At 49.5% G+C, this 17,894-nt stretch carries 16 protein-coding genes; 7 read left to right on the forward strand and 9 right to left on the reverse strand.

Features of this window, described 5'->3' with window-relative positions; all coding sequences use genetic code 11:
• Window positions 1–27 precede the first annotated feature (27 nt).
• Window positions 28–993 carry a ribosome biogenesis GTPase YlqF gene (gene ylqF / locus ACYVJG_RS06130; RefSeq protein ID WP_460430272.1) on the forward strand — a complete coding sequence of 322 codons (966 nt, stop codon included), beginning with the start codon at window positions 28–30 and terminating at the stop codon, window positions 991–993.
• 8 nt (window positions 994–1,001) lie between these two features.
• On the opposite strand, the gene ACYVJG_RS06135 is transcribed toward ylqF, so the two are convergent.
• Window positions 1,002–1,961, reverse strand: a complete 960-nt coding sequence (locus ACYVJG_RS06135) for an NAD(P)/FAD-dependent oxidoreductase (protein WP_460430273.1) — start codon at window positions 1,959–1,961, stop codon at window positions 1,002–1,004.
• Between the two features lie 153 nt (window positions 1,962–2,114).
• Here ACYVJG_RS06135 and ACYVJG_RS06140 point away from each other — a divergent pair, with 153 nt between their 5' ends.
• A complete protein-coding gene (locus ACYVJG_RS06140) occupies window positions 2,115–3,338 on the forward strand; it encodes a nucleoside recognition domain-containing protein (RefSeq protein WP_460430274.1) in 1,224 nt (407 codons plus the stop codon).
• Between the two features lie 49 nt (window positions 3,339–3,387).
• On the opposite strand, the gene ACYVJG_RS06145 is transcribed toward ACYVJG_RS06140, so the two are convergent.
• The 5 genes from ACYVJG_RS06145 to ffh form a co-directional block, all read right to left on the reverse strand.
• Window positions 3,388–3,741 (reverse strand): H-NS histone family protein, encoded by a 354-nt coding sequence (locus tag ACYVJG_RS06145; protein ID WP_460430275.1) that lies wholly within the window; start codon window positions 3,739–3,741, stop codon window positions 3,388–3,390.
• 104 nt (window positions 3,742–3,845) lie between these two features.
• Window positions 3,846–5,486 carry a methyl-accepting chemotaxis protein gene (locus ACYVJG_RS06150; RefSeq protein WP_460430276.1) on the reverse strand — a complete coding sequence of 547 codons (1,641 nt, stop codon included), beginning with the start codon at window positions 5,484–5,486 and terminating at the stop codon, window positions 3,846–3,848.
• A gap of 118 nt (window positions 5,487–5,604) precedes the next feature.
• On the reverse strand, window positions 5,605–6,975 hold the full coding sequence (gene purB / locus ACYVJG_RS06155) for an adenylosuccinate lyase (RefSeq protein ID WP_460430316.1): 1,371 nt from the start codon (window positions 6,973–6,975) through the stop codon (window positions 5,605–5,607).
• Window positions 6,976–7,014: 39 nt separating this feature from the next.
• The gene (locus ACYVJG_RS06160) at window positions 7,015–7,944 is read right to left on the reverse strand and encodes an ATP-grasp domain-containing protein (protein WP_460430277.1); all 930 of its coding nucleotides are present in this window, start codon (window positions 7,942–7,944) and stop codon (window positions 7,015–7,017) included.
• A gap of 4 nt (window positions 7,945–7,948) precedes the next feature.
• Window positions 7,949–9,304, reverse strand: a complete 1,356-nt coding sequence (ffh, locus tag ACYVJG_RS06165) for a signal recognition particle protein (protein ID WP_460430278.1) — start codon at window positions 9,302–9,304, stop codon at window positions 7,949–7,951.
• A 132-nt stretch (window positions 9,305–9,436) separates the two neighbouring features.
• Here ffh and ACYVJG_RS06170 point away from each other — a divergent pair, with 132 nt between their 5' ends.
• Together ACYVJG_RS06170 and ACYVJG_RS06175 are read left to right on the forward strand one after the other, a co-directional pair.
• Window positions 9,437–10,258, forward strand: coding sequence for a cytochrome C assembly family protein (locus tag ACYVJG_RS06170; protein ID WP_460430279.1), 822 nt, complete (start codon window positions 9,437–9,439; stop codon window positions 10,256–10,258).
• 114 nt (window positions 10,259–10,372) lie between these two features.
• Window positions 10,373–10,708, forward strand: a complete 336-nt coding sequence (locus ACYVJG_RS06175; RefSeq protein WP_460430280.1) for a ComEA family DNA-binding protein — start codon at window positions 10,373–10,375, stop codon at window positions 10,706–10,708.
• A gap of 72 nt (window positions 10,709–10,780) precedes the next feature.
• Here the strand turns inward: ACYVJG_RS06175 and ACYVJG_RS06180 are convergent, their stop codons facing one another.
• A complete protein-coding gene (locus ACYVJG_RS06180) occupies window positions 10,781–12,025 on the reverse strand; it encodes a L,D-transpeptidase family protein (protein WP_460430281.1) in 1,245 nt (414 codons plus the stop codon).
• Window positions 12,025–13,137 carry a L,D-transpeptidase Cds6 family protein gene (locus ACYVJG_RS06185; protein WP_460430282.1) on the reverse strand — a complete coding sequence of 371 codons (1,113 nt, stop codon included), beginning with the start codon at window positions 13,135–13,137 and terminating at the stop codon, window positions 12,025–12,027. Before ACYVJG_RS06185 ends, ACYVJG_RS06180 begins: the two co-directional genes overlap by 1 nt.
• A gap of 255 nt (window positions 13,138–13,392) precedes the next feature.
• On the opposite strand from ACYVJG_RS06185, the gene coaBC reads away from it, so the two are divergent.
• Window positions 13,393–14,583, forward strand: coding sequence for a bifunctional phosphopantothenoylcysteine decarboxylase/phosphopantothenate--cysteine ligase CoaBC (coaBC, locus tag ACYVJG_RS06190; RefSeq protein ID WP_460430283.1), 1,191 nt, complete (start codon window positions 13,393–13,395; stop codon window positions 14,581–14,583).
• A 9-nt stretch (window positions 14,584–14,592) separates the two neighbouring features.
• The gene (gene dut, locus ACYVJG_RS06195) at window positions 14,593–15,045 is read left to right on the forward strand and encodes a dUTP diphosphatase (protein WP_460430284.1); all 453 of its coding nucleotides are present in this window, start codon (window positions 14,593–14,595) and stop codon (window positions 15,043–15,045) included.
• Between the two features lie 76 nt (window positions 15,046–15,121).
• Here dut and ACYVJG_RS06200 read toward each other — a convergent pair whose 3' ends face one another.
• The gene (locus tag ACYVJG_RS06200; RefSeq protein WP_460430285.1) at window positions 15,122–15,625 is read right to left on the reverse strand and encodes an RDD family protein; all 504 of its coding nucleotides are present in this window, start codon (window positions 15,623–15,625) and stop codon (window positions 15,122–15,124) included.
• A 502-nt stretch (window positions 15,626–16,127) separates the two neighbouring features.
• Here ACYVJG_RS06200 and ilvB point away from each other — a divergent pair.
• A complete protein-coding gene (ilvB, locus tag ACYVJG_RS06205) occupies window positions 16,128–17,888 on the forward strand; it encodes a biosynthetic-type acetolactate synthase large subunit (RefSeq protein ID WP_460430286.1) in 1,761 nt (586 codons plus the stop codon).
• Window positions 17,889–17,894: the final 6 nt, after the last annotated feature.

Consider the following 17,894-nt stretch of genomic DNA (forward strand, 5'->3'; position numbering starts at 1 on the left):
TCGCATCATTTTTCGGAGCAAGTCCCCGTGATTCAATGGTTTCCTGGCCACATGCACAAGGCACGCAAGGCCTTTCACGAGCGTTTATCTGATACCGATGTGGTGATTGAAATGGTAGATGCTCGCCTACCCCGTTCATCTTCTAACCCAATGTTGGAAGAATTGGTGTTAGGCCGAAAGCCTTTGCTGAAAGTCTTAAATAAGCAAGACCTCGCCGATCCAAGCGTGACTCAACAATGGCTACATTGGTTTGCCTCGCATGAAAAAACCCAAGCCATCGGGCTGGACTATCACGAGCGCGCACCTGCACGACGGATTTTAGAAGCCAGTCGCAGTTTGGCACCGCATCGTGCTAGTTTTGATAAGCCACTCCGTTTGATTATTTGTGGTATTCCTAACGTCGGAAAATCCACTTTGATTAACACCCTCACTGGCCGCAAAGTGGCAAAAACCGGTAATGAGCCTGCTATTACCAAAACACAACAGCGGGTCGAACTCGATGAAAACGTCACCTTGTGGGATACCCCCGGTATGTTGTGGCCAAAAATTGAGCACCCCTTCTGTGGCGATATGTTGGCAGCAAGTGGTGCCATTGGGCGCAATGCCTTAGACGAGGAAGGGGTGACCCTCAGTTTATTGACCGTATTGGCCCAACGTTATCCAGACGCTTTGCGTGAACGCTACCAATTGGCTGAACTGGCGACGACGGATTTTGAGCTGTTCGAGCAAATTGGCCGCCGCATGGGCACCGTCCGCGCCGGCGGTAGAGTGGATGCCCAGAAAGCAGCAGAACGCTTGCTAACCGATTTCCGCGATGGGCGAATAGGTCGTATTAGTTTGGAAACGCCGCAAGATTGGGAACGCATCAGCCAAGAGATTCAAGCCCAGCGCGAGGCAGAGGCTGCCGCCCGCGCAGCACAACCACAACCGAAACGTAAAAAATCGCGTGCTGCGCGTTTGTTAGCGGAAGATGACGATACCGCCGCCAGTTAAGCGGGGTGTTAGTCACTGGTTAACAAAGCTTGTGCGACTGCCTGACCGGATAAGAAAGCATGTTCCACTCGGTCACCTAAACACCAATCACCCGCAATGCCCAAACGCAAAGCACGATCAAATAGGCAAGTTTGGCCTAATGCGCGTGCCGTGCGGGCATAACGCCAACGGTGTACCGCAACTGCTTCGACTGGCCCTTGCACCACCTGCTGCATAGCAGCGGTTAACGTGGCTTGCACCCAGTCCGTGGCATGGTGGAGATGTTGTTCTGCCCAATCGCCGCGACTGTGGGCCACCCAGTTGAGGCTGTCATGTCGGCCCGGTTTGCTGACCTCATGCGCCACCCACGCCAATGGACTGTCATTATCAATAAATGCCGCATCAAACGGTGGTTTGGCTTCGCTTTGTGCCAATAAACTCCAACACGCAGTCATCTGGACGTTTTGCTCAATGTCTCCCGCAAAATGATGCACACCTGAAAGCAAGGCGACGGCTTGTGGGGCGGGGATGGCTAAAATAAGGCCATCGAAGCTGTGTGTGCTGCCGTCATCGAGAAACACGCGCCAATTACTGCCGGTGGGTTCGATCTGTTGTACTCGATGCCCACGCTGGCAATGTAATCCTTCAGCCAAAAATCGTCCTAAGGCACTCATACCGGGTACGCTGACGTAGCGGTCGTCAGGATAAGCCGCCTCAAGACCGCGCTGGGTGAGGTGAACTAATTTACCGGGCCATACTTCTACGGCGCCTTCTTCACGCCAAGCGGCAGCTTCTGTAATAAAAGCGGGATGCCGTACGGTAAAGAAGGCTGCACCATGATCGAATTGTCCGGTTTCACCTCGGCGGGTACTCAACCGCCCTCCCAAACCACGGCCTTTTTCAAATACGGTGACTTGTAAACCGGCTTCGTCTAATGCTCGGGCTGCGGTTAACCCCGCCATCCCTGCACCAATAATCGCAATATGCACCGCTGTACTCCTTGTTATCACCCACCCGCAGCGTGGTCGTGTTGTGGGACAATTCCCCTCGTTCAACAGGGGCTCTATCTGAGATTTGAGTCATTACATCATATTTTGTTCTAGACAAAAACTAAACATTTTTACATTAGGAAAAACCACATCATGTTAAATATTTTGTGGCCAGTATTTTTTTTGCTCGCGGCGATTGCCGCTCTCGCTAACTGGTGGCAGGGCGATGCCGAGGTGTTTGCGCGGATGATGACTGCCCTATTCGATATGGCAAAAACCAGTATTGAAATTTGTATTGCGCTGGCCGGTAGTTTAGCGTTGTGGATGGGGTTTTTAATGATCGCTGAACGGGCTGGCCTAATGAATGCGTTAGCGCGGGTATTAGCGCCCCTCTTTCGCCGCTTGATGCCAGAAGTGCCCAATGGACATCCGGCACTGGGATTTTTAACCATGAACTGTGCGGCCAATGTGTTGGGGCTGGATAATGCAGCCACCCCAATTGGCTTAAAAGCCATGCGTGCATTACAAGAACTGAACCCGACACCCGACACAGCCACCAATGCACAAATTTTATTTCTGGTGCTGAACGCATCCTCTTTGACCTTATTGCCGGTCACTATTTTTGTCTATCGCGCTCAGCAAGGGGCGGCGGATCCTGCTGCTGTATTTCTCCCCATTTTATTGGCCACCAGTGCTTCTAGCCTAGCAGGATTATTCGCGGTTGCCGTGGTGCAACGGCTGAAATTTGACTGGGTGATGTGGGGATATGTTTTGGCTATCGGTGCGGTACTCGCGATGTTAATGTCGAGCTTAGCCACCCTGCCGGCGGCTTTATTAACAGAAGTCTCCTCATTAACAGGTAATCTGGTCTTATTTTCCATTCTGTTAGGATTTTTATCCTATGCTTTTTACCAAAAAATAGCGGTTTATGATGCTTTTATTGAAGGTGCGAAGGGTGGTTTTGAAATAGCGATCCAACTGTTGCCGTATTTAGTCGCGATGTTGGCTGCGATTGGGGTATTGCGCGCCAGTGGTGCATTAGATTGGGCACTCAGTGGTATCCGTTATGTTGTAACCCTTTTTAATGGTGATATTCGTTTTGTTGATGCCTTACCCACTGCATTGATTAAACCGTTTTCAGGCAGTGGAGCACGTGCCATGATGATTGAAACCATGAAAAACTTTGGAGTCGATAGTTTTCCTGCTCGATTAGCGGCGGTGATCCAAGGCAGCACCGAAACCACTTTTTATGTATTGGCTGTTTATTTTGGTGCCGTGGGGGTTCGTTACACTCGCCATGCTATTCCTTGTGCTTTATTCGCTGATTTATGTGGTGTGCTCGCGGCTATTGCGGTGTGTTATTGGTTTTTTGGTTAAAAAAAACCGCTGCACGAGGCAGCGGTTTGATTGGCTTGATACGCTGAAATTATTTAATCAGCAAATCATCGCGTGAACGACCTTGTTCTTCCCAGTGCACCATCCATAATGGCGAACGACCACGGCCAGTCCAAGTCACGGAAGGATCGGTTGGATGATGGTATTTTGGTTTAACCGGTGCGCGGGTTTCATCGCTTAAACGACGGCCATTATCCAAACGAGCCAAATCATCGGTGCTCAAACCCGCGATATTCATCAGCTGATTAATCTGAGCCAGCACTTGACGGCGGCTTTGCAGACGACGCTCTTCAATATGTGCTTTCAGTTCTTTTTCAACGGATAAAGCATCTTCCAAAGACAATTCTCTGATTTGTTCTACCAGATTTTCTAAGTTTGCGGACATCGTATTTTCCTTCGCAAGAGAGTCATAAAACTATCACCGTCTAATTAAAGCCAAAATATCTACTGAAGGCAATAGCAAACTAAATAAAAATGTGATTTTTGTTGTTACTGGAATTCAACCGGACGATGATAAAACGCCAAACATGCACGCAAGGCAGCTTCTTGTGCCGAGGTCAATTTAGAAAACTGCAAGCCGTAAACATTGGAATCTCCAATGTTTTTTGCGGGTTGAGCCCAAGCCACTTTGCCATCTAATTGCAGTGGTTTTTGGTTTTGATAGGCGTCTAAAGACTGTTGTGGCAAGAACAATTCTAGCTTGACTGGCTCGTCGCTTTTTAATTCGGCAATACTGGCAATTCGAATGCCAGAAATACTTAAATCCAAAGTGGCTGCTTCAACATTTTCCCCATGATGAAGTACACGCGCCAATAGCGGCGTATCTGAACGAGGATGGCGGCGTTTTTCATGGTTGGCGGGTTGTGCTTTGACTTTGCGGTCTAAGACAAAACCTGCCATGGTTTGATTGAGCTGCTCACTAATACGGAAAATCGTATCGCCAATGCTGGCTGTGGTCGCCACTTTAGAAGACGATTCACGCAAGGTAGTAAACAGAGCCGCCAGTGTTTCCTCTAGACGGTCGAACTCGCGCATTTGTTCTTCACTGGCACCCGTGATATGACGACTTCCTTCGGCTGTGCGCGCAATTTCACCAACCATATTTTCAATCACGGCCACTGTTGACGCGGCAACCTCACGGCTACTCTGCACGCCTTCCACCACTGAGTGCATGGAATCAGTGACCTGAACCACACTCTCATTAAGAGACGTGATAATCCGGTTGACTTCTTCCGCAGACGACGTCGAACGCTCAGCTAATTTTCGTACTTCATCTGCCACTACCGCAAAACCACGCCCTAATTCCCCTGCTCGTGCTGCCTCAATCGCTGCATTTAACGCCAACAGATTGGTCTGACCAGCAATTTCTTTAATGGTTGAGATAATGTCGTTGATTTGACTTGTGCTGGCTTCGAGTTCGGCAATTCGCTGTGACGCAGTAGCGACCTGTTGTGATGTTTGTTCTAGGCCATCAATGTTGCGCTCGACCGACTCAATCCCTTCCCTGCCACGGTTTTCTAACTCAATAGCACGACCTGCTGCTTGCTGTGCTTGTTCTAACACTTGACTGGCAATGGCCTGCAAACTTTTGGTGGCGGCGCTGACTTCTGACGAACGTTGTTCTTCTTTTTCGCTGACTTCAGCAATTTCGCGCGCAAGGGTAGTGACTTGATAGGCCGATTGATTGACTTGGCGGCCACTGTCTTCGATCTGCCCCAGAATTGCTGCCATTTTTTGCCGCATGACTTCAAAGCTGACTTGAAGCTCGCCCACCTCATCTTCTGCTGTGGCAGGGACTGCATGGGTTAAATCGCCTTTTTGCATGGCAGCTAAGGCATCACGTAGTGCCAAAATCGGTTGCACAAATAAACGTGCTGCTAAACCAATCACCACAAATTGCACGGCAAACTCTAAACCTGACTCCCAGATGGCATGGATAATCCATTGTTGGCGTTCTGCTTCTAAAGAAGCAATCAAACTTAATGACGCCCCACCTTGTCGAGCAATATCAATCATATTGTCAAGTTCATACACCGCTAATACACGGTTGTAGACAGTGGTAATCATCGTAACTAGGAAAAACCCTAGCTGGAGTTTCCAACGAACACTGAGACGAGAAAACCATTTCATAGCGTACCAGCCTCTAAAAAATATGGCATAAGGCGAGAGATTAGCGGTATTGTGCATTGCAAGACAATGAAAAAACCGCCTTTGACGGCGGTTTTTTCACTTTGAAACAAAAAGCAAATCAAATGCGGCGTGCCAATTCTGTCGCTTTTCCCAAATATTCAGCAGGAGACAACGCTAACAAACGCTGTTTTTCTGCCTCGGGAATGGCCAGACTTTGGATAAAACTTGCCAACGTTTGTTGGGTAATGCCATCGCGACCACGGGTTAATTCTTTTAATTGCTCGTAAGGGTTTTCTACACCATAACGACGCATAACAGTTTGAATTGGCTCAGCTAATAGCTCCCATGCTTGATTGAGATCGGCTGCCAAAGCAGGCGGGTTAATCTCGAGCTTATTCAAACCACGCATCAAAGCTTTAAAGCCTAAGGCGCTATAACCGACTGCCACACCCATATTACGCAATACGGTCGAATCGGTTAAATCACGCTGCCAACGGCTGACAGGTAATTTTTCTGCTAAATGCAACAGCAGGGCATTGGCCAAACCGAAATTCCCTTCGGCATTTTCAAAATCAATCGGATTGACTTTGTGTGGCATGGTCGAACTACCAACTTCACCTGCAACCACTTTCTGTTTGAAGTAGCCAAGAGAAATATAACCCCAAATATCCCGCGCTAGGTCAATCAAAATGGTGTTGACACGCGACAACAAATGGAAGAATTCCGCCATATAGTCGTGAGGTTCAATTTGAATGGTGTAAGGGTTGTAGGTTAAACCCAGCCCTTCAACAAAGCGTTGTGCCAAGCCTTCCCATTCCACATCAGGATAAGCGGCTAAATGGGCATTAAAGTTACCCACTGCGCCGTTGATTTTGCCTAGCATGTCTTGTTGGGCAATTTGTTGGCGTTGACGCTGTAGGCGATAGACAACATTCGCCAGCTCTTTGCCCATGGTCGAAGGGGTGGCAGGTTGACCGTGGGTGCGTGCCATCATTGGCACATCGGCAAACTGATGGGCCAGCTCGGTTAATTTGGTGATCGTCGCATCAAGCGTTGGCAACACCACTTCATCACGGGCCGCTTTCAACATCAAACCATGCGACAGATTGTTAATGTCTTCTGATGTACAAGCAAAGTGAATGAACTCACTGGCAGCAACCACTTCTGGGTTGCCTGACAAACGTTCTTTCAGCCAATATTCAATGGCTTTCACATCGTGGTTGGTCCGCGCTTCAATGGCTTTTACTGCCTCGGCATGGGCTACGCTAAAGCCGGCAATTAAGGCATCAATTTCTTGCAGCGTTTCGGCAGAGAAAGGCGCAATTTCGCTGATTGCTGGTTCGGCTGCCAACATTTTCAGCCATTCCAACTCCACTTGGACGCGGAATTTCATCAGGCCATATTCACTGAAAATAGGGCGCAGTGCTTCGCCGCTGGCGGCATAACGACCATCAAGAGGAGAAAGCGCAGTTAAAGTATGAGGAGTCATCATCAGAATCGACTTTTTATCAAAAGAAAAAATAACGTCTTACATCGCTTGCAAACGGCGGTGTACGGCACGAGCAAGATGTTCAGCTGCAGCAGGGCAATAGCGGAAGAATAATTCTGGCTCGACCATTTCCAGTTCCATCACCGCCAACTGGCCGTGGTTATCGCGAATCACATCCACCCGTGCGTACATCACATCAAAGGGCACTGCGGCAACTGCTGCTTGGGCAAAGGCTATTTCCTCTGCTGTGGCTTCGTGGGGGTGCACTGTACCGCCATGATCGTCTTGCACGCGGAAATCACCTGCCTTAGCCGTTTTGCGAATGGCATGGGTGACTTTGCCATCAATTACAATAATCGACAGCTCGCCTTGCTCGGTGATAGCGTGTTGGAAGGGCTGTAACAGCAGGCTTTCATGTGCAATTAGTTCGGCGTAAATAGCTTGGTAATCCGCCACCTGTTGACGATGAAAACGATAGGTATGGCGTGCTGCACCTGATACCGCCGGCTTGAGAATCCATTGCTCATCGTCAAACAGTGCCAACTGATCGGCCAAGGTGTGTGGGTCACCGACCTCGATAAAATGGGTGGGGACAATTCGCACACCAGCGGTTTGTAGATAAGCCAAATAGTGTTTATCGACATTCCAACGCAGCAATGGTGCTGGATTAAACAGCTGGCATTGTTGTGACACCTGTTCAAGCCACGGTGAGAAGGTCGCAAAGCGGTCGAAGTAATCCCATGTGCTACGGAATAACAAACTTTGTGCATCCCCTGAGGTATTCGCAGGGTCTGCCCAATCGCGGCGTATCACACGCAACCCTAAGGCTTGCAATGCCTCGACGACATAGCGATCTTCGGCATGGAGTTGGCGGCTATACCAATCGTCTTTTTCTTCAACCAGATAGCGTGCTTCGGTTAATACCACCACATCCCACATTGGATGGGTCTTTGCAACAGATGAATTCATCGCCTTACATGCCTGGCAGCATGCCTTTCATTCCACGCATTAACTTAGAAATACCGCCTTTAGCAGTAAACTGCTTCATCATTTTTTGAGTTTCTTCAAACTGCTTTAACAGACGGTTGACCTCTTGCACGGTGACCCCGCTGCCCGCAGCGATCCGGCGTTTACGGCTGGCTTTAATTAAATCGGGTTTGGCACGTTCTTCTCGGGTCATCGAATTGATAATGCCCTCGATGCGGTTGACTGCTTTATCTGCTTCAGCGCCTTGTACCCCTTTGGCGAGTTGGCCTAGCTGGCCGGGCATTTTTTCCATCAAACTGACCATACCGCCCATTTTTCGCATCTGTTGGATTTGGGCTTTGAAATCTTCAAGGTCGAAACCCTTACCTGATTTCAGCTTCTTCGCCATCTTGAGCGCTTCGGCCTGATCCATGCCTTTTTGCACGTCTTCGATCAGCGACAGCACATCACCCATGCCCAAAATACGGCTGGCCATCCGTTCTGGATGGAATGGTTCTAAACCGGTTAATTTTTCGCCAACACCAATAAATTTAATCGGTTTGCCGGTGACATGGCGCACCGAGAGCGCCGCCCCACCACGCGAGTCACCATCGAGTTTGGTTAATACCACACCGGTTAATGGCAAGGCTTCGTTAAACGCCTGTGCCGTATTCACCGCATCTTGACCCTGCATGGCATCAACCACAAACAGGGTTTCCACCGGATTTAACGCGGCATGAAGGGCTTTGATTTCCTCCATCATTGCTGCATCAATCGCCAAACGGCCGGCGGTATCGACTAATAACACGTCAAAGAAATGCCGTTTAGCATGATCAACTGCGGCCAGTGCAATCGCGACAGGCTTCTGGCTTGGATCTGAGGGGAAAAACTCGACATCGAGCTGTTTGGCGAGGGTTTGTAACTGTTCAATCGCTGCTGGGCGATAGACGTCTGCCGACACCACCAACACTTTTTTCTTGTGTTTTTCTTTGAGTAGTTTGGCAAGTTTACCGACAGTGGTGGTTTTACCGGCACCTTGCAAACCTGCCATCAAGATAATGGCTGGTGGAACGGCAGCCAAATTCAGAGCATCGTTTTGTGCCCCCATCAGCTTGACCAGTTCTTCATGCACCACGCCGATAATGGCTTGACCTGGTGTCAGGCTGCCCATCACCTCCTGACCCAGTGCGCGTTCTTTTACGCTGGCAACAAAATTTTTCACTACGGGTAAGGCAACATCGGCTTCTAAAAGCGCCATGCGTACTTCACGCATGGCATCGGCGATATTGTCTTCGGTAAGGCGCGCATGGCCTCGTAACGTTTTAATGACGCCGGAAAGTCGGTTTGTCAGATTGTCGAGCATCGGGAATGTCCTTCGTGAGATGCCAACGCCAGAAGGGTTTGGTATAGACTTGGCAAAGTTTCTATTTTAACCCATAGGCCAAAATGCCGCCGCATTTCACCGCGCGCAGTTGGCTGGCTGCTGGTTGTCACTATGCCTTTTTCTGCTTTTACCTTGTTGGCTGCTGCGGCAGCCTTGTTATATCTCTTAATGAGCCGCTACTTTTTTGTCCGCTGGCAAGGACAACGCCAACCGCTGACCGCCAGTATGCGGCTGGCCGAACAAACCACTTTAGCGGCGGCATTGTTCAGTCATGCGCTGAGTCTTGGTGCCGGTGATGAAAGTTGGTGGATGCACCTTGGCGTGGGCCAATCGATTTCATTAGTGATGTGGTTAGTGGTATTGATTTATTGGGTGACAGCATTCTTCCACCGCCTTGAAGGGGTGCAGATTCTGTTGTTTCTGTCCGCAGCCCTTGGTGTGTTGTTGGGGATTGTCCTGCCTGCGGCTCCCCTCCCCCACCTAACCCCCTCGCTGCCTTTTGCCTTGCATGTCTTAGTGGCGCTATTTGCTTATAGCCTGTTTACCCTTGCGGCGTTGTTAGCTGTATTGATGTTGACGGTAGAGCGACTGTTGCATCAAAAACGTGGTATGCGGTTTTTACAACACGTCCCGCCGCTGTTAACACTGGAAAAGCTGTTATTCCGTGTGTTGTGGAGCGGGTTTTTCTTACTCAGCCTTACCGTGCTGTCTGGGGCGCTGTTTTCTGAATATATTTTCCATCGCCCGTTTACCTTCAATCATAAAAATGTCTTATCACTTTGTGCATGGCTGACTTTTGCCACGCTATTGGCTGGTCGTGTGCGTTATGGCTGGCGTGGTCGCTATGCTGCTCAATGGACACTCGGCGGTAGTGTGGTGTTGTTGTTGGGTTATATTGGATCAAAGATTGTTTTGGAATTTATCATGCAATAAGGATTGCAAAACATCGTCCTAAACGCTAAATTACGCCTTGGGCATGATGTGTATTGCAATTCATCCCGTTTGTCCACTGTTCAGTTTATGAATGGCATTTTTGAGGAGTACATCGTGAAAAAATGGTTTTTGATGCTGGTTGCCGCATGCGCTTTTCAGTCCGCTTGGGCCGCTGTTGATCTCAACACCGCTAACCAAGCACAGTTAGAAAGCGTGACAGGGATTGGGCCAGCGAAAGCAAAAGCGATTATTGACTACCGCAGCAAAAATGGTCCTTTCAAAAGCCTCGAAGACTTGGAAAAAGTAGATGGCTTTGGGAAAAAATCCATTGAGAAAATGAAGGCTGAACTGTCCGTGGGCAAACCTGCCGCAGCACCTGCCGCTGTTAAACCGGCTGCCGCCACCCCTGCGGCAACACCTGCTGCAGCACAAGCCCAAGTGAAGAAATAAACGCAGTAAGTTGAGCATAAAAAAACGGCTCGCGATGGCGGGCCGTTTGTCTGATGGGGTTGAGGGTTGAGTTTAACCAGCGCCCTCATAAACAATCTTCCAGTCTTGATCTTGTTTCACCCAATACTGACGTTTGCGAGTTACCTGTTTGAGGTTGTTACTTTGATAATTTTGGTCAAAGCTTACTTCAACCATCGGTTGTGCTGCTGGATAGCGGAGAATGCTCAGATTGCTGAGTTCAACTTTAACCCACGATTTCCCTTGGTTGACCCGTTGTTTTTGTTCGCGCCATTGGCTGAAATTGCCGTCATCACTCCAGAACTGGTCGGCATAATGCGACAAATAACGTCCCATATCACGACTTTCCCAATCTTGGCGCCATGTTTCAATTTGCTCTTGTAACTCACGGCGCAAAATCTCACGTTCGGACATTTTGACCCAGTTGACTTTTGGGGCAATTACCACCGGTGTAAAACCAACTTGGATGCGTTTTCCGAGATCGACGATGTCAGGATTGGTCAGGACAACACAGCCATCACTGGCCTGTGGTGGACGGCTGTAAGTATCGCTGGGCGAACCGTGCAACCAAATCCCATATCCAGTGCGGCCAAATTTACGGTCGAGCGCATTGGGGTAATTGATAGGGTAGGCACCATCGCCATACAGATCAGGCAGGGTATCGGGGTCGAGGCTGCGGGTGACATGGTAAACCCCTAAAGGGGTACGTTTATCGCCCTCTTTTTGTTTTTCTGTCCCTAACTTACCGATGGTGACGTAGTAATCACTGATATAGCGTGGGTTGCCATCGCGATTTTCAAACAGATAGACGCGGGAGCGACCTGTATCAACCAATACTGCATATTTTTGTTGAGGTGACAGTTCTAACAGTGCATCGGGGACCAAGTTGACGGGAGGCGGGGCCTCGTAACGTGCGAGCCGCACAAATGCTTCACGCCGCAGGTCTTCTACTGCGTCGGGTGGGGCATCGCTGACATTTCCCAAACTTTCTAATGGACGCGCCCGCGCCAGCAACAAATCGCCCTTAATCATTTGCGCCAAGCGGAAAGAAGGGTTGATATCTAATGCCCGATCGATTAGATCAAGTGCATCATCAAACCGTTGTTGCCGAATGGATTTTAGGCTTTGCACCACCAGCGCTTCGAGATTGCTCGAGCTACCTTCGCCTTGCAAGTTGGGTTCTTCGCGTATGGTGCGGATAACATCCATTGGCAACGCGCTCATCGAGCCAACCGGCGCGGCAAAGACCGCAATCCACAGCAAGACAAAGAAATGGATAAGAGGGGCAATTCTCAACATTAGCGTCCTACGGATTCTTCAAGAATCTGCCATTTTCCAGCCTGACGAGTCATCAGCACCGATTTTGCACTGTTGGCAGAGAAAGTGGATGAGCGATAGCGTTGACGGAAACGAATTTCAACTTGGTCTTTTGTAATAGTTTTCGCGACAGGTTGCAAAATTTCAACTTCTATTTGCCCTGGTTTATCAATTCTTACCCGCCGACTGGCCTCCCATGCCGAACGACTTTCACCTTTGGGCGTACGGAACGCTGGGGCATAGAAAGTTAAATAACGATTCACATCTTTTGCCGCCCATGCGTCTGCCCATGCTTTTAATGCAGCAATCGCAGCTTGCTCTTCTGCTTGCTGTGCGGCATTGACGGGTGGAGTAGCAGGTTCTGCACTCGGTTTTACTGCTGTGGGTTTAGGTTCAACTTTGGCAGGTTCGGTCTTCGCGGGTTCTGCTTTTACTGCAGGCGCTTCAGCTTTTGCCGTGGCAGGTGGGGCAGGCGGTGATTTCAGTAATGGCGCCAGATTATTGACCGTTGTACTTGGCGTGGTGGTCGGGGGCGGTGTTACAACAGTTTTATTCGCTGGTGGAGTGGCGGCAGGTGTTGGCGTGGCAGCGGCCAAACGTGCGATTTGTGGAGGGTTGCTTTCACTGGCTAACCCACGCATCAATGCCAACCGCGATAAATTATTTTCTGTGGCTGAGGGGGCTGTTTTATTGAGGTTTAACGCTTTATCGTAAGCCTGTTTAGCCATCCGTTCATAGAGATCACCTAAATTGCGGTGTGCTGTGGCATAGGCGGGATGAGAGGCAATAGCTTGTTCTAATTCGCGTTGTGCTTTATCAAATTCACCACGTGCGGCATACAACACGGCTAAATTATTGCGTGCCTCGGCCAAGTTAGGATGATCGCGGCTTAATTCAGCAAATTGTAGAATCGCCTCATTTAAGCGGCCTTGGTCGGCTAAAATAACGCCCTTACGAAAACGAACTTTTAAATCTTTTGGATGTTGTGTCAGCCATTGATTAGCGCGTTGTAATGCTTGAGCGGTTTGCCCCTGCCGCAACAATTTATCAATTTCTGCTGATTCATCAGCATGCGCAGGCGTGACACAGAGCATCAGAGCCGTAGCCGCTATACCCAGAGACAGAGAAATTCGACGCATCACAATCATGAGAAATCACAGGCCTTAAAGCGCAATAGCGCAAACTTTTTAATTGTACCAATAAAGTTAAGACAATCACCACATCAATTCAAACGGATGATGCCAAATAATAGATTTGGTGATTGGCTATACAAAATCAATAGTCCTCATCAGCACAAAATAGCTGCGTTAGAATCGACTTCTTTTTGATGTCAGAAATAGGGGTGCAATATGGCAAGGTCTTATTTGATTGGTGTGACCGGCGGAATTGCCGCTTATAAAAGCTGTGAGTTGGTGCGCTTATTAGTGAAGGCAGGGCATCAGGTCCGGGTGGTGATGAGCGAGGCGGCAACCCATTTTATCAGCCCAACCACTTTTCAAGCATTGTCGGGACATCCGGTCTTTACCGATGTATGGGATGCACGGCCAGAGAATGCAATGGCCCATATTGAGCTGAGTCGCCAAGCCGATGTGTTTTTAATTGCACCGGCCACTGCTGATTGTTTAGCGCGTTTGGCACAGGGACGCTGTGATGATTTGATTTCGACACTGGCGGCGGCGCGCACTTGCCCATTGGTTGTAGCACCGGCAATGAACCGTCAGATGTGGGAAAACCCACCCAATCAACGTAATGTGCAACAGTTACGAGCAGATGGCGTGCAAGTGTTTGGGCCTGCTCATGGTGAACAAGCCTGCGGTGAAGTGGGGGATGGGCGTATGTTAGAAGCCGCCCAGCTGTTCGATCTGTTGCAAGGTTGTCATCAACCTAAAATCTTGGCGGGAAAAAAGGTGTTGTTAACCGCCGGCCCGACTTTTGAGCCAATCGATCCTGTCCGTGGTATTACCAATATCAGCTCCGGTAAGATGGGGTATGCCTTGGCGCGTGCCTGTCGTGATGCGGGGGCCGAAGTCACATTAGTGTCTGGCCCAACGGCGTTAACCGAGCCCGTTGGGGTGCATACGCTTGCTGTCCGGCAAGCTCGTGAGATGTTAGCCGCAGTGGAACAGTCGTTAGCAGGACAAGATGTGTTTATTTCGGTGGCTGCCGTTGCAGATTATCGCCCTGCCGAGTACCACGAGCACAAAATCAAAAAACAGCATGAGGGTGTACCCACCCTGAGTTTGCTTGAAAACCCCGATATTTTAGCTACCATCGCCGCCCGCCCTGATGCGCCTTTTTGTGTGGGTTTTGCCGCAGAGAGCCGTAATGTCTTGGAATTTGCCGAAGCGAAACGACAACGGAAAAAGTTACCGTTGTTGGTGGCGAATTTAGCGCAGACTGCGATGGGAGCTGATGATAATGAAATTGTGCTGTTAGATGATGCAGGCCAACATCCGATGCCACGCATGGAAAAATCAGAGGTGGCATGGGCGATTGTGCAGCACATTGCACAGATGTTACCTGCTACTTCACAACATTAAGGAAATACCATGACTTTAGAAGTGGATGTCAAAATTTTAGATGCCCGTTTGCACGATACTCCGCCGGCCTATGCAACAACAGGGTCTGCCGGTTTGGATTTACGTGCCGCGATAGAACAACCCTTGGTATTAGCCGCAGGGGAAACGGCGTTGATACCCACTGGACTGGCGATTCATCTCGCCGATCCGAGATATGCAGCGATGATTTTGCCGCGTTCTGGTTTGGGGCATAAGCATGGCATTGTCTTGGGTAACTTGGTCGGATTGATTGACTCTGACTATCAAGGGCAATTGATGGTGTCGGTGTGGAATCGAGGTTCGGCACCGTACACCATCCAAGTGTTAGAGCGAATTGCACAGCTAGTGATTGTGCCGGTGATGCAAGCAGAATTCCGTATGGTGGATGATTTTGCGGCAAGCGAGCGAGGTGAAGGCGGTTTTGGTTCGACTGGCAGTCATTAAAACGGGTATCAACAAGCATGGCGTTGGATAAACTGAGGGTGTCGTGCCTGCTTTTGCTGGTGCAACACGCTTGGTCTTAACGCCGTGGAGGTCGGGGTGGGCGGGGCTCGTACATCTGTACAGTTCCGGCCAAACGATCATGCAAAAACAGTCTGTCTTTGTCCCACACACTCCATAAATAGGGCAACGCCCACCAACTCAACGCAGCAAACACGGCTGACTTAAACGGCAATCGTGTTTTCCAACCTAAATACGATATCGCCGGAATTCCAATCAATAAAATCGCTGCAATCGCAAAGCGGAGGCCGGCTGTTTTGATATCGATGGGATAGCCGTCTTGTCGCTGTAATCGTAAACGCCATGTCTTCATGGCAAGGGTCTGCCCACCACGACGCCAGCACCAAGTAAAATAGCCATACAACACGGCTAATAAGTACAGTCGAAACACCCACTCCAACCAAGTCTCTTGACCTAACCAAGCAAACAACGGTTGAAAAGCCACCCCCGCAAATAAAATCAATGCTGATAACAGCAGCACTTCATACAGCAGACTGCCCAACCGCCGCCAGATTCCTGCCATGGTGATGTTTTGTTCCATTGCCCTACTTTCAAATCGGCTTATGAAAAAGAAGGTCGCATTTTAACGGGGTTTGCAAAAACTCGCGGTGCAATCTATTCGCCCGATGCCAGAACAGATTTTGATGCTGCACGCGCACAAAAATCTTGACCGAGTTTTGTCATATAGGCTACCTTCGCCTGTCCGCAGCAGATAGAATCTGTGGACTACCCAATCTCAAGGCTGGCGTCAATCCGCCACGGCCCCATCAGGGCTGTGGACGCGACCCGACCCCTGTTCGGTTGACCCACCTATATTCGCCCCTAACCGGCACGTGCGAATCTTGTAGACGACCAATATCGTCCAGCGCGGTGAAATGCCGCACACTTCTTGACTATTCGGATTAACCCTTTGGCCAAAGACGAAAGGAAAACGTGACAGAGGCATTATCGGCCAAGGCACAGGCAATATACGGTCTGCGTCTCGCCTCCCCAGTCTCACTAGACTGTGGTTTCACGTATACATCATGAAGATCTCGGGCGCGGAAATCGTTGCGCGCTGCCTTCAAGAAGAGGGCGTCGAATTTGTTTTCGGCTACCCAGGCGGCGCAGTGCTGGAAATTTATGACGCGATTTTCCAACAAGATAAATTCAAGCATGTGTTGGTTCGGCATGAACAGGCAGCTGTCCATGCTGCTGATGGGTATTCGCGTTCCAGCAAAAAGGTTGGGGTTGCGCTGGTCACCTCAGGCCCAGGTGCGACAAATGCGGTCACAGGGATTGCAACAGCTTATTTAGACTCGATTCCGATGGTGGTGATTTCCGGCCAAGTGGCCACTCCCGCGATTGGTTTAGATGCCTTCCAAGAAGTGGACATGGTTGGGATTACCCGTCCATGCGTCAAACACAATTTCTTAGTGCGTGATGTCAATGAATTGGCAGAAACCTTTAAAAAGGCTTTCTATATCGCGCAAACCGGCCGTCCTGGTCCGGTGGTGATTGATATTCCAAAAGATGTGACTCAGGCGATGACTGAGTTCAACTATCCAGAATCGGTCAGCATTCGTTCTTACGTTCCCGCTGGTCGTGGTCATCCCGGCCAAATTCGCAAAGCAGTCAGCTTAATCAGCGAAGCCAAACGTCCATTTATCTATGTGGGTGGTGGTGCGGTATTGGCTGATGCGTGCGAAGAAGTCCGCGACTTAGTGCGCCTGTTGAATGCACCTTGTACCAACACCTTGATGGGCTTGGGCGCCTATCCTGCTACCGACCGTCAATTTGTCGGTATGTTGGGGATGCACGGTACCTATGAAGCCAACATGGCGATGCAAAACTGTGATGTGCTGATTGCCGTTGGTGCGCGTTTTGATGATCGTGTGGTGTCGGTGCCAGAAAAATTCTTGGCCGTACCTAAGAAAATCATTCATATCGATATCGACCCGAGTTCTATTGCTAAGCGCGTTAAAGTCGATATTCCTATCGTCGGCAATGTGAAAGACGTGCTGCATGAAATGTTGGCTTTGATTCGTCAAACCAATGTCCACATCGACTCCATCGCTTTGGAAGCGTGGTGGCAACAGATTGAAGAATGGCGTAAGCCCAATTCGTTGTTGTATGTGCAAGACCAAGAGATTATCAAACCGCAATATGTGGTGGAAAAACTGTGGGAAGTGACCCATGGCCAAGCCATCATTACGTCTGATGTCGGTCAGCATCAGATGTTTGCTGCGCAATACTACAAGTTTGATCGACCCAAACAGTGGATTAACTCCGGTGGTTTAGGCACGATGGGCTTTGGTCTGCCTGCTGCCATGGGGGCTCAGTTGGCCAATCCAGAGGCGACAGTGGCATGTATTACTGGTGAAGCCTCGATTCAAATGAACATTCAAGAATTGTCCACCTGCAAGCAATATCACACCCCTGTGAAAATTGTGAACCTGAATAATCGCTATTTAGGCATGGTGCGGCAGTGGCAAGAATTCTTCTACGGCAATCGCTACTCGGAATCTTACATGGATGCGCTGCCCGATTTTGTGAAGTTGGCAGAAGCTTATGGCCATGTCGGGGTTCGTGTTGAAAAACCGGCCGATGTTGAACCGGTGTTGAAAGAATTCTTTAGCAGCAAGTACAAAGAACGTTTGGTGTTCTTTGACTTTATGACGGATCAAAAAGTTAACGTCTTCCCAATGGTTGGTAATGGCAAAGGGTTGGACGAAATGGACTTGCCTCCGCATATGCGCAATAACGGTGGCGGTGATGGTGACCGCGACTACGGTAATCTGTGCTAAGCAAAG

This window comes from Aquaspirillum soli, assembly GCF_054781915.1.

Bases quoted from the DNA above. Each gene is read 5' to 3' on its own strand.
- ACYVJG_RS06170 (WP_460430279.1), top strand. From the start codon at position 9,437: ATGCCTTTTTCTGCTTTTACCTTGTTGGCTGCTGCGGCAGCCTTGTTA.
- ACYVJG_RS06200 (WP_460430285.1), bottom strand. From the start codon at position 15,625: ATGGCAGGAATCTGGCGGCGGTTGGGCAGTCTGCTGTATGAAGTGCTG.
- ilvB (WP_460430286.1), top strand. From the start codon at position 16,128: ATGAAGATCTCGGGCGCGGAAATCGTTGCGCGCTGCCTTCAAGAAGAG.
- ACYVJG_RS06140 (WP_460430274.1), top strand. From the start codon at position 2,115: ATGTTAAATATTTTGTGGCCAGTATTTTTTTTGCTCGCGGCGATTGCC.
- purB (WP_460430316.1), bottom strand. From the start codon at position 6,975: ATGACTCCTCATACTTTAACTGCGCTTTCTCCTCTTGATGGTCGTTAT.
- ACYVJG_RS06145 (WP_460430275.1), bottom strand. From the start codon at position 3,741: ATGTCCGCAAACTTAGAAAATCTGGTAGAACAAATCAGAGAATTGTCT.
- dut (WP_460430284.1), top strand. From the start codon at position 14,593: ATGACTTTAGAAGTGGATGTCAAAATTTTAGATGCCCGTTTGCACGAT.
- ffh (WP_460430278.1), bottom strand. From the start codon at position 9,304: ATGCTCGACAATCTGACAAACCGACTTTCCGGCGTCATTAAAACGTTA.
- ACYVJG_RS06180 (WP_460430281.1), bottom strand. From the start codon at position 12,025: ATGTTGAGAATTGCCCCTCTTATCCATTTCTTTGTCTTGCTGTGGATT.
- ACYVJG_RS06150 (WP_460430276.1), bottom strand. From the start codon at position 5,486: ATGAAATGGTTTTCTCGTCTCAGTGTTCGTTGGAAACTCCAGCTAGGG.
- ACYVJG_RS06160 (WP_460430277.1), bottom strand. From the start codon at position 7,944: ATGAATTCATCTGTTGCAAAGACCCATCCAATGTGGGATGTGGTGGTA.
- ACYVJG_RS06185 (WP_460430282.1), bottom strand. From the start codon at position 13,137: ATGCTCTGTGTCACGCCTGCGCATGCTGATGAATCAGCAGAAATTGAT.
- coaBC (WP_460430283.1), top strand. From the start codon at position 13,393: ATGGCAAGGTCTTATTTGATTGGTGTGACCGGCGGAATTGCCGCTTAT.